The organism is Parapedobacter lycopersici, assembly GCF_024643285.1.
Lineage (GTDB): Bacteria > Bacteroidota > Bacteroidia > Sphingobacteriales > Sphingobacteriaceae > Parapedobacter > Parapedobacter lycopersici.
The window spans coordinates 185,168-199,243 of the sequence record NZ_JAMSLW010000003.1; the positions used below are offsets into that span (position 1 = coordinate 185,168).

At 50.6% G+C, this 14,076-nt stretch carries 8 protein-coding genes; 4 read left to right on the forward strand and 4 right to left on the reverse strand.

Annotated elements, in window-relative coordinates:
• The first annotated feature begins 2 nt into the window (after positions 1-2).
• The 3 genes from NEV57_RS07650 (at position 3) to NEV57_RS07660 (ending at position 3,791) form a co-directional block, all read left to right on the forward strand.
• Positions 3-1,271 (forward strand): glucose-1-phosphate adenylyltransferase, encoded by a 1,269-nt coding sequence (locus NEV57_RS07650; protein WP_257657721.1) that lies wholly within the window; start codon positions 3-5, stop codon positions 1,269-1,271.
• 47 nt (positions 1,272-1,318) lie between these two features.
• Positions 1,319-2,698, forward strand: coding sequence for a tRNA uridine-5-carboxymethylaminomethyl(34) synthesis GTPase MnmE (gene mnmE, locus NEV57_RS07655; protein WP_257657722.1), 1,380 nt, complete (start codon positions 1,319-1,321; stop codon positions 2,696-2,698).
• 292 nt (positions 2,699-2,990) lie between these two features.
• Positions 2,991-3,791: a hypothetical protein gene (locus NEV57_RS07660; protein ID WP_257657723.1), complete on the forward strand. Its 801-nt coding sequence runs from the start codon at positions 2,991-2,993 to the stop codon at positions 3,789-3,791.
• A gap of 11 nt (positions 3,792-3,802) precedes the next feature.
• On the opposite strand, the gene NEV57_RS07665 is transcribed toward NEV57_RS07660, so the two are convergent.
• The 3 genes from NEV57_RS07665 to NEV57_RS07675 form a co-directional block, all read right to left on the reverse strand.
• Positions 3,803-4,783, reverse strand: a complete 981-nt coding sequence (locus tag NEV57_RS07665; RefSeq protein WP_257657724.1) for a tetratricopeptide repeat protein — start codon at positions 4,781-4,783, stop codon at positions 3,803-3,805.
• A gap of 83 nt (positions 4,784-4,866) precedes the next feature.
• A complete protein-coding gene (locus NEV57_RS07670) occupies positions 4,867-5,976 on the reverse strand; it encodes a family 20 glycosylhydrolase (protein ID WP_257657725.1) in 1,110 nt (369 codons plus the stop codon).
• Positions 5,977-6,099: 123 nt separating this feature from the next.
• Positions 6,100-10,437, reverse strand: coding sequence for a translocation/assembly module TamB domain-containing protein (locus tag NEV57_RS07675; protein WP_257657726.1), 4,338 nt, complete (start codon positions 10,435-10,437; stop codon positions 6,100-6,102).
• 81 nt (positions 10,438-10,518) lie between these two features.
• Here NEV57_RS07675 and tsaD point away from each other — a divergent pair, with 81 nt between their 5' ends.
• Entirely contained in the window at positions 10,519-11,520 is a 1,002-nt protein-coding gene (gene tsaD / locus NEV57_RS07680) for a tRNA (adenosine(37)-N6)-threonylcarbamoyltransferase complex transferase subunit TsaD (RefSeq protein WP_257657727.1), read from the forward strand.
• Positions 11,521-11,523: 3 nt separating this feature from the next.
• Here the strand turns inward: tsaD and ggpS are convergent, their stop codons facing one another.
• Entirely contained in the window at positions 11,524-13,782 is a 2,259-nt protein-coding gene (gene ggpS, locus NEV57_RS07685; RefSeq protein ID WP_257657728.1) for a glucosylglycerol-phosphate synthase, read from the reverse strand.
• Between the last annotated feature and the right edge of the window lie 294 nt (positions 13,783-14,076).

The following is a 14,076-nucleotide window of genomic DNA, read 5'->3' on the forward strand; positions in this document are numbered from 1 at the left end:
CGATGACACACAGCGTAATCTCCGTAGTATTAGGGGGGGGCAAAGGTACACGGCTGTACCCGCTTACCCACCAACGTTCCAAACCGGCTGTTCCTATTGCAGGTAAATACCGTTTGGTGGATATCCCGATTTCCAACTGCCTGAATTCAGGCTACAACCGGATCTTTGTGCTCACGCAGTACAATTCGGCGTCGTTGAATGCCCATATTAAAAACACGTATAATTTCAGTGTATTCAGCAAAGGATTTGTGGATATCCTTGCTGCAGAACAGACACATGAAGGTGAAAAATGGTATCAGGGAACGGCGGACGCAGTGCGCCATATGCAGCGATACCTCGCGCACCACGATTATGAACACCTGCTTATCCTCTCGGGTGACCAGCTGTACCAGATCGATTTTCAGGCGATGATCAATCAGCATATTGAAGCCGGTGCGGAGATCTCTATTGCCACGATTCCGGTAAATGCAAAGGATGCGACTTCCTTCGGTATCCTCAAGTCCGATGACGAGGGAAACATCACGGCCTTCACGGAAAAGCCAACGGCGGACCGACTGCCCGGATGGGAGTCTGAAGTGAGTGATGACATGAAGGACATCGACCGGGTATACCTCGCATCCATGGGGATTTACGTGTTTAACAAGGGGGTGTTGTCGGAGATGCTCGCCGAACATCAGGGAATGGATTTTGGCAAGGAATTGATCCCGGATTCGATCGGCAGGTATAAAGTTCATAGTTATGAATACAGGGGTTACTGGACCGATATCGGGACGATCGAGTCATTTTTTGAAGCCAACATCGGCCTCACGGATGATATTCCGAAATTCAACCTTTTTGATAAGCATACCATTTTCACGCGCGGTCGTATGCTGCCCCCGTCGAAAGTTTCGGGCACACTGCTGGACCGTGTCCTGATTGCGGATGGCTGTATCGTAGCGGCCGAACGGATTGAGCGGTCGGTTATCGGCATCCGGTCGCGGATCGGCAAAGGCACGGTAATCAAAACCGCCTACATGATGGGGTGCGATTTTTACCAGACACTGGAAGAAATTGCGCATGATCAGGAACGGGGGATTCCCCTGGCGGGGGTAGGCGAAAACTGCTATATCGAAAATGCGATATTGGATAAGAACTGCGCGATCGGCGACAACGTACGGATCAACGGTGGAAATCACCTGGAAGACGGCGACTTCGATACCTATGCGGTGTATGATGGCGTGGTGATCGTAAAAAAACGCGCGGTATTGCCAACAGGCACGGTAATCGGGTAGGCCGAAGGGCGTTTCGTATCCCGCGCACAGACTTGTATCTTTGTGCCATGTCAGTAACAGCCAGCACCGCTCAGGAAGATACCATTGTGGCATTGGCAACCGCTTTAGGTAGCGGCGCCATTGGTGTAATCCGCCTTTCGGGACCCGCTGCAATAGCCATTGCAGGGAGCGTATTCAAGGGTAAAGACTTAACGAAACAAGCCTCGCATACGATTCACTTCGGTACCATCCGGGAGGGAGATGAAGTGCTGGATGAGGTGCTGGTATCGCTGTTCGTGGCGCCGCATTCCTATACGAAAGAACATGTGGTCGAAATCTCGGTCCACAATTCTGCATACATTATCGGCCGGATTATCCAGCTGCTGACCCGCAAAGGGGCCCGTGCGGCCAAGCCCGGGGAATTTACACTACGCGCTTTTCTCAACGGAGGAATGGACCTTTCGCAGGCGGAGGCGGTAGCCGACCTGATTGCCTCAAATTCGGCAGCCTCCCATCAGATCGCTATGCAGCAGATGCGTGGCGGGTTTTCCAACCAACTGAAGCAACTGCGGGAGCAGCTCATCCATTTCGCGTCGCTGATCGAACTTGAACTAGATTTCTCGGAAGAAGACGTGGAGTTTGCCAACCGCGAACAACTTCGGACGCTGCTGCTGGACATTAGTGCAGTAATCCGTCGGCTGATTGCATCTTTTGCACAGGGTAACGTGCTGAAAAATGGCGTTCCCGTGGTTATTGCCGGCAAACCCAATGTAGGCAAATCTACGCTACTCAATGCACTGCTTAACGAAGAGCGGGCGATCGTTTCGGATATCGCGGGGACTACCCGGGATACCATTGAGGATGAAATTAACATCGAAGGCATCCGATTCCGGTTTATTGACACGGCGGGAATCCGGGATACCAAGGACGCCATTGAAGCACAGGGCGTGGAGCGCACCCGCGAAAAGATGCGGCAGGCACGGCTCATTGTGTATATGGCAGATCCGCAACAGGACGATATTGATGAGATCCGAAGCCAGCAACAGGAGGTAGCACAGCTGGATGTACCTTTTGTAACGGTGGTTAATAAAACTGACCTGTTGCGTCCGGCGCATGTTTCGGAACTGCAGGCACTCGGCGCTGTCTTTATTTCTGCTAAGCATAAAACCGGAGTGGAGGAGTTAAAGGAGGAACTCCTGCGCAAGGTGAACCTGCATCAACTCAATACCGACGATGTGCTGGTCACCAATATCCGGCACGTAGAGGCATTGCAAAAGACCCTGGAGTCATTGGAAAAAGTAATCGACGGTATAGATCATCCCATTACATCGGATTTTCTGGCCATGGATATCCGGCAGGCGCTGCATCACCTGGGTGAGATTACGGGCAGTGTTTCCACGGATGATTTATTGGAGAATATTTTCAGTAAGTTTTGTATCGGGAAGTAAACATTGTTCCGTCCGAAAGAAATGGACATGTTTACGATGTACTCTTGTATGCTCCACCATCGTCGTCAGACGACGATACGCTGGAAGTCATATGGCATAATAACCTGGTTAAGGGAGCCACGCCATAGCGCTTGTTTGAAATTCCGGATGTGGTACATTATATTTGCCATGTTGCGCGTAACCAAGCGATAAGAATCCTAAAATGCATCAAATAACAGCCGTTTTCTGTTTACTTGTGTTGTCTATAATGCAAAGTTGTGCCCAAGAGGGTGGAAAGCAGGATAATCTTCCTTTGAAGAGCATATATGAGGTGACCATAGCGGATATTCAGCAGGGGTTGGATACCTATGGTTTAAAAGGGCCTGTAAAAACGGTGCGCCAAAGGCAACATGCAGTTCCCCGAGATTCGGTCATTGATCTGAACGAATACGAAGCTGCCGATTTAAGGAATGATGCACACCATGCCCTGTTCGCGGGCGCTGGAATGAATAACAAATGTATGCTTACGTTTGATGAAACAGGGAGGTTGTTGTATCGCAGGGCACATGGAAGACGGTTTTCAAGTAAAGTGGTCGAAACGGATACGCTCCATTACGACACAGCCGGTTTTCTTACCGGGATAGAAAATGAGTTAGTGGGTGATGACTTCTCCTTTTATACACATACTGTTTTTGAATATAATGGTGATGGACACCTTGTCCGGCAGTCGAGCAATGACCAATCGGTATTTGAGTATACCTACGACGAGGCCAGTAACCAGGTTAAGGTCGTACGTTACGATGATGGCAGCTTCGCGTACGATCATGTTTATACCTATGACCCGTTCGGACTGAATATAGAAACACACAATTACAAGGAAGACGGCAGTCTGGAAGTGCGCTGGGAGCGTGTATACGATGGCTTCGGATATGTTAAAAAGGAGATCCAGCATTATCCCAACGACGAATCGCACGAATCCAAAATGCCGGATACCGACCAACGGGTGAAGGTTTATGCCCAGTACGACGCCTATGGGAATTGTACCAAAAGGCTAATCATGGAACCAAATGGCCGGTCCACAATCAGGGACAGGGAATTTACCTATTACCGGTAGCGGGCATTTTGTCAGGGGTGAACATCCGCTTCAGGTATTCCCTCCGATTTGCTTTGTCGTATCTCCTGCTGAAATAGCTCCTGAAAAGCCCTGTCGGTAGCGTTACCAATGAAATGAACAGGACTTGGGTAATGGGCTACGTTATGGATCTTTTCACTAAAGTCCGCCGTAAACTGTTGAACCCGCGCTTCCCATTTTTTTACCGTTTCGTTATCGTGGCGAAGGTAGTGGAGTGTTAAATACCCAACTGCAGTTTCAAAATTCGCGTCAAGCGACCAAGCGGTACGAAAGGCTGTGGCTGCCGCTTCCCAGTCTTGCTGCTCCAGGTATGCATAGCCAAGGAGCATAAGGGTTTCCGCATTTGCAGAATCCAGCGCCACTGCACGTTGCAGGTGCGTTGTCGCCGTAGCATAGTCGCCTGTAATGTCCATTTCTGCCCGGGCCAATCCAATCCATTCCTTCACGGTCAGCTGGGGGTGAAGCAGGTTGTTTTTCCGTTCGTTATCCAACCGGTCAAAAATAAGGGCGATGTACTTCAACAGGCGGTGTATGGGGCGGTAGGCATTCGGTTTCCGGTATTTTGATGTAAATAGTTGATTCAGCTCCCCGGTATAGGGCGTAAAATCGGCTTCGTTATCACGGCCATATCGGATCCAGTTTCTGCCATCTTCTTCGCTGAATAATATCATGACGTGGTTTCTTGCCGCACGGGGATCTTCTCCCAGATAATAGGCAGGTAATCCACCCAGGTTCCCGTTTTTCCAATCGTTTGCTTCTTTGGGTACGAGCGAAGCGAACACAATGACGGTACCGTAATCTTTTTGGATCTGCCTGATACGGCGACCAAGCTTTTCGGCTTGCTTCGAGGTGAGTAGCTGTTGGTTTACTTCACCGAAGCCCAGCTTTGTATAAACGACATCCGCATACTTCGCGCGGTCGTACCTTTTCAGCTCTTGCTGAGCCAATAGCAACGTGGGCAAAAATGCTCCCACGGCAACTAAACAACTATAACAAAAGCGTTTCAAGGTGTTCATCAATATGAATCGGGGTGTTGCTGTCAGGATACCTTCATTTTCTACTGTTCCACTTCGGCAATTTTCTCATACATCACATTAAAGGTATTCCATGGTGTATTCTTCCCACCATCTTCATCCGGTGTGTTTTCATAAAAACCCTTGAAGAAAGGCGTGGGGCCGGACCATACGGTATGCGCAATTCCATAATAACGGCCCTGTAGCTGTTCACCTGAGATCGCCCTTGATTTATAGAGGTTTTCCACCTGGCTGACGGCAACTTCCGGGTGGTCCCACGCGCAGGTGACTACCCGCAACCCTTTTAACGCAAAATAGACCGCCGTTTGGTTATCCTGCGTGTATTGCCAGTCGCAGATAACGACGTCTCTTGGAATCATATCAATTGCGCGGTAAGTGTCGTTATAGCTGGCTGCCCACATGCCGATACCTGTTGCCCTGCCGTCGATCAGCCGGTCGCCCCAGATCCACAGCTCCTGTCCGCGTTCCGCCAGGTGATCGCGGATAGTCTGCACCTCATTGGCAAACAGGATTGATTTATCCCGCCCGGAACAGCGCGGGCATTTGTCTTCACCCAGGTAAAATACTTCGTCCATTCCGGCGTGGAATGCCTTCGCTTCGAATACATCCATGATTTCGTCGACCAGTGCAAATACGACCCGGTGTACGCCCGGATGTAGCGGGCAGTAACTTTTGCAATATAGGCCGTCCTCGTTTGGCCATTTGTATGTTCCTTCGGGCGGCATCTTTATCCAAGGGGTTTCATCAAACTCCGGATACACGCGCAACAGGTTGCCGATGTCACCGGCCCACGATTGATGGCCCAGCAGGTTAACCTGCGGAACGATCTGTATTCCATGTTCCCGGCAGGCCTTTACGAGCTTTTTTACATCGTTTTTCGATAATGTAACCGAGTCCCGCAATTCCGGATGACTTTTGAAAGCATAGTTGAAATCTACCCGAAGGATCAGGGTATTGACCCCCCGTGGAGCAAGTTCCTCATGAATGAACTTAATAAAATCGGACAGGCCGTCCGGTTTCGGTGCTGCGATGCTGAAACCTTTGATGATCGACAGGCTGTCTGCTGTCTGCTGTGCATACCCCATCCGGCCCAGCAGCACCACCATCAGCAAAATAAAACAAGACGTTTTCATGGCTTAAATTTGGTTTATGTAAACTGGCTTGTCTAAGGTACGGTTTTTGGGTCGAAATCAAAATTGTAATTGATACAGAATCCTTTACAATGGCTCGTTGAGGTTCCGGAACATACCGGTTCGCTAGAATACCTCTTCGTTTTCCTCTTCTTCCCGGCTCCGGAGGGTGAGCAGCCGTCGTAAAAATTCGCCGAATGTATAGAATTCCTGGCGGTAAACCAGCCCGACGGCACTTACATAGTTGTTGTCGTTGAGATTGAGCAGGAAATTGCGGCTGTTCAGCCGGTTGGAGGCCCGGAGTACCAGGCGGCCGTCTTTCCGGATCAGGTATTGTACTTCGGCATCGGTGGCAACGCGATCGCTGAATACATTCAGATCGGTCACGTTTCGTCTGTCGGTTACACCACCGGTCAGGATCAGCCGGTCGTTGAAAAGATGCACCGAAGCGCTTGCATCGTTGAGCGAACGGATGTTGAGATCCACGAAATTGAGATTAAGGGATTGTGCGATGATATTGTTGAGCTGGTTGAAAGCAAGCTCGGTACCGGCACTCAGTAACGTGTTGTTGAGCTCGCGGCTGAAATCCGTTGCTGATCCGGGCGTAAAGCTACGGCGTACGATCAGGCTCAATGTCTGTTGGTTTACGTTGTTGGCGTCACTGAGGTAGCCCTGCAGTTCGTCTTTTACATAAGGATCATTCGGGAAATTCAGGCCGAACGTAATATCCGGCCGCATAAGATTGCCGCTAAGGTTCATCTGAGCCTGCGCAAGTGCGCGTTGTTCGTTGGTCTCACGCCCCGCGGCATTGTAAAGCGGGGAAAGGCTTGTGCGTTGCTCATAAACCGCGGTGAGCGCAATTGTTGCTTCCGTCGGTTGCCCTGTCCAGCGGATGGTGCCGCCCTGATTAATATCGAAGATCTTGTTGATAAAATCCTGGGCGGTCAGGGTAAATTTCCCTGAATTGATGGCGTAATCGCCAAACATCTCAAAATCGCCCAGACTGGATATGCGAAGCGATAAAGCACCGGTTCCCCGTCCGGATAATTCTCCCAGATCGGTATACAGGCTGATTTCTGCGTCAGGTGTTACCTGAAAATCCATGTTCAGACTCAGCCCCTTCAATAACTGGGAGGTTGGGGTCCGTGTGTTGACGGTGTCCTGACTGACAAAGCGGATAAAATCGTTGTCGCTCACGGTGCCTACCGCATTGAGCGGTATAGCCAGCCGGGTATTTTCATTGGTCCGTGCTTTGACCGTAATGTTGATGGCATTCGTGAGGCCATGAAACGCAAACCTACCTGTGCCGTAAGCAGTTCCATAATACAGCGGATTATCCCGAAGGGTAGTGTGAAGCACCAGGAAATTGGTTGCGTCAATTGTAAGGTCGATATCGGGAACGCGGATATTGCTCAGGTCTACCTTCCCATTGGCAAGGGCCTGATTCCCCAGGGGGTCTGTTACCGTCAGGTTGGTGAGCAGCAGCGTACTGTTCGATAGGTATACTTCGTCATCTATGCGATAGGGGGTTTTGAGGTAATTTACGGTGAATCCTGCGTCGTGTAGACTGAAGCGGCCATCCACCTGCGGGTTCAATGCGGTGCCCGTGATGCGGAGGTCGGCGGAAACGGTGCCGGTAATGTTTGATACCAGGTTCTTAAGCAGGGGCTGGAAAATGATCAGCTCACTTTTATTCAGCGCAACACGCATATCCAGCTTATTCACTGCAGCGGCATTATAGGTGCCGGTCGCCAGGATGGTTCTGATGCCGTGGTTGACCACTTCCATATTAACATTCACCAGTTTAGTATGCTGGTCAAAGTCGGCCTGCAGCAGCAGGTCACCCACCTCCGTGTCGTTATAGTGGATGCCGCTGGCTTCGATATCGGCAATGAAATAAGGTTGTTTCAATAAGGACGAAATGTTCATCTGCCCGTTCACGATCCCGTCGAGTCTGATACCCGAAGGCCGCATTGCCGCGTTGAATGTACTGAGGTCGAACTGGCTGAATGTAAGCACAGCCTCATCGCCTGTCTGCGGGGATATGACGCCATCCAAACGGACGGTCTGATTGCCATTTGTAAGCTCCATGTCGCTTATGCGCAATCGGTCCCTATCGAGGTGGATAAGCGCCTGGTTCCCCAGTTGCCAGGGTTCCTGATTGAGAATAACGGCCGAAGGGAGAAAGCGGAGTTCGGCCGGCTGTTCTTCCCTGAAATGCATCAGGCCATTCAGGTCGATCCGGTTGCTCGCCGTGGTATGTGCCAGTTTGAGGTTAAAGTACAGGCTATCGTTGGTGAGCGTGTTGGTCATGTTTACGTTGTCGATATACAGGCTGTCGGTCAGGCTAACCCGATCGGCGGTAACCAATAGGCGGAGGGCCTCGTTATTGGTGGTCTCGTCGGCAATCAGCTGCTCGATCCGGAGATTTCCGTAATGCAGGGTAGGCACGAGCAAATTGAAGTTGGCCGCGCCGGCGGCCGAAGAAAAATACCCGGTTAAGGAGGCACCTTTACCAATAGCCAGCGCTGGTTCGACAAATGGGGCAATAGGGGTAAAGTCCTTCAACGTCAGGTCGACATGGAAATCCTGCTTTCCCGATGGTTTTAAAGCGAGGCCCATGGCGGGCGCGTAGCGCATCGCGACCGACTGAAAGTATGCGGATAACGTGGGTAAATCCGTCTCGCCGCTTAATGTCGCTTCCATGACATCGGATGTTAACCACAATACCCGGTGTTCCTCATCGCCTTTGGCCAGCAATGCCACGGAATCAATGGTGTAGCTGCCGGTGTCGACCTGGAACTGTATGTCGTTTGCTGCGATGCTTCCCTGGATGTTATTGAGGGTGTTTCCGGTGAAATTACTGGTAATCGTTCCGCCGTGAAGGACCACTGGTTTTTTATCGTATAGGCGAAGCCGGGACAGGTCGGCATGTGCTACGGAGGCATAAAAGTGATAAGCGGGCTGGCGCGGATTGAAATTCGCTTCCCCATCAAAGGTTAATTGCAGGTTGGGATCGGCTACCGTGAGCGCACCGGCAAATAACAGGTTGTCGAACCGTCCCTGTATGTCAATGTCGCGATACTGGTATCCACTGAACTCAAGATAGCCCACATGTCCTGAAATCTCACTGCTTACGTCGTGTGCGGCAAATCCCTGCCCATCTACCATCATGTCGAAACTTCCGCGCCCCATCTTTTCGTAGTTCAGCAATGTCCCTACATCAAAAGTGTCGGCAGAAAGCTTGCCGGAATAACGTTGTTGATCGGTAATGTCGAGGTGGATATCGGTATTGATGGTGCCAAGATCCGTTTCCAGCATCCCGTACGCAACGAAATCCAGGTAGTGGCCGGTTAAGGAACCCTGGTAGCGGATGTCACCCATCCGGTCAAAAATTTCGGGAAGGTCCAGCAGCGGGGTATTTCCTAACTGTGGGACAAGTGATTCGATTTCCCGGCTATTCGTCTGGAGCTCGTCCAGCCGCAGGTCAAATAGGGCACGGTTGATGTCGGGCAGGCCCTCAACGGTGGCATCACCGGCTAAGCGGGTGTGCTGGCCGGTTTGCAACACCATATTGCGGGCCGACAGCTCCGGGATATGGCCGGAGAAATTTCCGGAGAGCAGGATGTCGAAATTGGTGACGTTAACGTTTGGTGCGAAGAAGGCGATGTCTTTCGAATTGATCCGGGACCGCTTCAGGTCCAGTGTGATGTCTACCTGTCGCACAAAGTCGTCGAATGCTCCGAAGTCTGCATATTCGAGCAGCAGGTAATCCCGGATATGACTGCGATTGGTTTCCAGGTCGAGTGCATGGAGTTCCAATCGGTTGCTATCTACCACCGCCAGGGTGTTCAGCTTCCGGATTTTAAACCCGCTTTTCTCCTGAAGTTGCAGTTCATGGATTTCCGCTTTCAATAGGTGCTCACTGAAATCGATTGCCGAAACATTGCCGCTGATTCCGGTAAGCTCAATGTCACGGAAATTGACAGTCCCGGCCTTGGGTGGAACGCCGGTGTAATGATAGCGTAATGATACATTATCCAGTTCCAGGTTGTTGATGTTCCAGGTGATTTTTCGGCCGGCAGGTTGCCCGCCGCTTTCCCCGCCCTGGAAATAGTTAAGAATAAACGATAAGTTCGTCCCGCCACTGTCACGCTTCAGCGAAAATTGGCTGTCGGAAAGACGGATCCGGCGGATTGCGACCGCTGCATTGGCGAGCTCCCGTAAATTGAGGTTTGCCGACAGCTGACGGCTATACAACAGCGTATCGCCCTCCAGGTCTTCAATATACAGCCCGCGGAGGACCAGTGAAGAGAAAGGCTTGAAATAAATCCCCTGCAGGGATACGGTGGTATGGAGTTCATCGGAGAGGTATGCAGCTGCTTGCTTTGCAAAATACGTTTGGACCGTGGGGTACCGCAGCGAATAAATTAGTCCGGTTGCCAGTAATAGGAATCCGGCCAACGTCCACAGCGTTATTTTAAGTATTTTTTTGATATTTTTGTACGCTAATAAAGAATAATAAAGCGGTTTAATTATCCACCCATGTCCATTATACTCGGCATTGAATCTTCCTGCGACGAAACATCCGCTGCCATTTGTATAGACGGAAAAATCCGTTCAAATATTATTGCCAACCAGACCATTCATGAAAAATTTGGTGGTGTAGTGCCTGAATTGGCTTCAAGGGCACACCAGCAAAATATCATCCCCGCGGTACAACAGGCAATCGGGGAGGCAAAAATACACAAAAATGAGATAGATGCCGTGGCTTTTACCCGCGGCCCCGGACTTTTGGGGGCGTTATTGGTAGGTGCCTCATTTGCGAAAGCATTTGCACTTGCACAGGACATTCCATTAATTGAGGTGAACCACATGCAGGCACACATCCTGGCGCATTTTATTGAGGAGCCGGTACCCCGTTTCCCTTTCCTTTGCCTGACGGTGTCCGGCGGACATACACAGCTGGTACTGGTGCGGGATTATTTTAATATGGAGCTGCTCGGTCAGACACTTGACGATGCAGCGGGTGAGGCATTTGACAAAACAGCAAAGATACTCGGGCTGCCCTATCCGGGCGGGCCACTGATTGATCGTTATGCAAAAGAAGGAAATGCTACGGCTTTTGAATTCCCGAAGCCGCAGATTCCGGGCCTGAACTTCAGCTTTAGCGGACTGAAAACCTCCATCCTTTATTTTGTACAGCAACGGGAACGGGCCGATCCGCAGTTTCTGCTGAAACACCGCGATGATATCTGCGCATCGGTGCAATCCCGGATCGTGTCGATCCTGTTAGACAAGCTCACCCAGGCGGCCCGGGAAACAGGCGTCCATGACGTAGCCATTGCAGGCGGTGTATCGGCTAATTCGGGTCTCCGCAATGCGTTGCTGCAGTTGGGCGAAAAAGAAGGGTGGCGCGTTTCTATACCCCGCTTTGAATATTGTACGGACAATGCCGCAATGATTGCCATTGCCGGTCACTATAAATACCTGGCGGGTGAGTTTGCCGGGCAGGATGTTGCCCCACTGGCCCGCTGGAGTGTGTAACCTTCAGTTTACTTTTTCCATCGCTGTAGCCTGCGTCAATTCTTCGATGAACTCGTTTCCCCATCGGTCAATATCGTAAAGGTTGACGATTTCATGCAGCCGTTTCATCCGTAATACCCGGTCGGCTTCCGGCATTTCTATTGCCTGGAGCAGGCTTTCTTTCAGGTTTTGTGAATCGTACGGGTTGGTCAGTACAGCGTAGGGTAATTCCACTGAAGCGCCGGCAAATTCAGACAATACCAGCACGCCGTCCGGATTGGCTTTCAATCCCTGGACCGCGACGTATTCCTTGGCTACCAGGTTCAATCCATCACGCAGGGGGGTGATCCAGGCGACGTCCGCTATCGCGTAGTAGGTAACGATTTCTTCGAACGGGAGGGAACGGAAAAAGTAGCGGATAGGCGTCCACTCCAGATTGGAATACCTGCCGTTGATTTCGCCCACGGCCCGGTCGAGTTCCTGCCGTATCTTATCGTAAATTTTCATGCCCTGGGACGGCGGCGTACAGATGTTGACCAACTCTACTTTTCCGTGTAATTCGGGGTGCTCCTTTAACAATTCACCGAATGCCTGGATTTTTTCAAGCGGACCCTTCACGTAATCAAGCCGTTCGACGGACAACACAATCTGTTTTCCTGATTTTCGCTTTTCCAATGCCGTGATCCGTTGCTGTGTTTTTTTTAGTCCGTATATGCGTTTGATATTTTCATTATTAACCCCCACGGGCTGTGCGCCCAATCGGATACGGCGGTCGCCGACCTCAATTTCCTTGGTCATCTGGTCGATGCCCAGCGCGCAGCTGTAGGTTAGAAACTGCTGTGCGGCATTTACGCGTTTCAGGACCTGTACTGGAGCATGGCTGCGCAGCACGTCGACAAAATTTTCGACATACCGTGGGATATGGAAGCTGATAAAATCACATTGCAGTAAGCTGCCGATAATCTCGCGCCGCCAGGGAATAATATTGAAAATATCGGCAGGGGGGAAAGCGGTATGATGGAAAAAGCCTATTTTAAGATCGGGACGCATTTGGCGGACAAAGCCGGGGACCATCCAAAGGTTATACTCATGAATCCAGACCAGTGCTTCATGATCCGCTTCTTCTGCTATCCGTTCGGCAAATATCCGGTTTATTTTTACGTAATGTGCCCAGTGCGCGTGATTGAATTTGGCCTTATCAATGAAAGAAAAGATGGTTGGCCAGAATGCCTCTTTGGAAAACACACGGTAAAACAGGTCGATGTCTTTTTTGGACAGCGGAATAATCGATGCAATGAGATTCGGGTACTTTTTTTCGTCGATGTATGCATTGTGTGACGGGAGAGGCTCATTTTTTTCAACCACGTCTTCGCCGATCCATACACCTGAACGGCCTTTGGCAAAGAATCCAAGCAGGGAGGGAATAATTCCGTTCGGACTTTTTGGCGATACGCGCCGGGACTGGCCATCGATCACTTCCTTGTCAAATGGCAGCCGGTGGTAAACCATCAATAGCTGGGGTTCCCCTGACTGTTTTTCCCGCTTCTTTTTCCCCACGGCTTCCTGATAATAGGTGTTGAATACCGGAAAGTGGTGAATGGCCGCTATAATACCTCCCGCACCGGCTGTGTCGGCCTGGTAAACCAATGGGTTCCCTGCTGTGGCCTGGCTGAGTGCCGCTTCCGCATGGCCGACGACCACACCCCGGTACCCGGTTTCATAAAGCGAAAGGTCATTCAGGGTGTCTCCTGCAACCAGCACGCGATCTTCGGGAAATCCAATAAGATCAACCAGTTGGGTGAGGGTATTTCCTTTGCTGGTATGTCCCGGTAGGATGTCTAGGTACTTGCCTGCCGACAGCAGTACATGGCAATCGTATGCTGCAGCAATACGCTGCACCGCCTCGATATCCGTGGTTTCATCGTAGTAAAATGAACAACGGCGTTGCTGGGGCACTTCCTGGAATTCAAGGCCGGTTACACCGCTGAGCGCCTGCCGGAACGTGAAGATACCCGGCCATTTGTTTTCTATATGGGACTGAATTGGCTCTACGGGTTCGAGGGTATGACCATTGACCACAGTAGCGCCTACATCCGATATAATGTATTCCGGCCGGGGAATAATGGGGTCGTTCAGGAGCGGCAACACCGTCTCGATTCCCCGTCCGGTAACGAAAGCCAGCTGAATGTCCTTATTCTGACGGATCAGGCGGTAGAGTTTAAGCCGGTCGACCCGCTTGCCCCCTAAAAATGTGCCGTCAAGATCTGTAGCTAATAACATCATAATTGAAATAAATTGCGGCCATTGCATGGCTTGATGCAACGGCGGTAAAACCATAAATTGCTGTCAAGAGATGTTTATCCGGAATACCCTAAAGCGGGTTGCGTAAATTTGTGTAAACAGCGGGGATAAACATGAAGTAATTGAAGCACTGGAAAACAGCTGTTTCCAGATTGAGGTGGGCAAACATAGCTAAAGTTGCTTTGATATGCAATTTAATCGCGTTGAATATCAAATGAATCTATAAGATCGTCTGCTGTAATAGCGAATTACTATAGGGTGGGAATATGCGGTTTG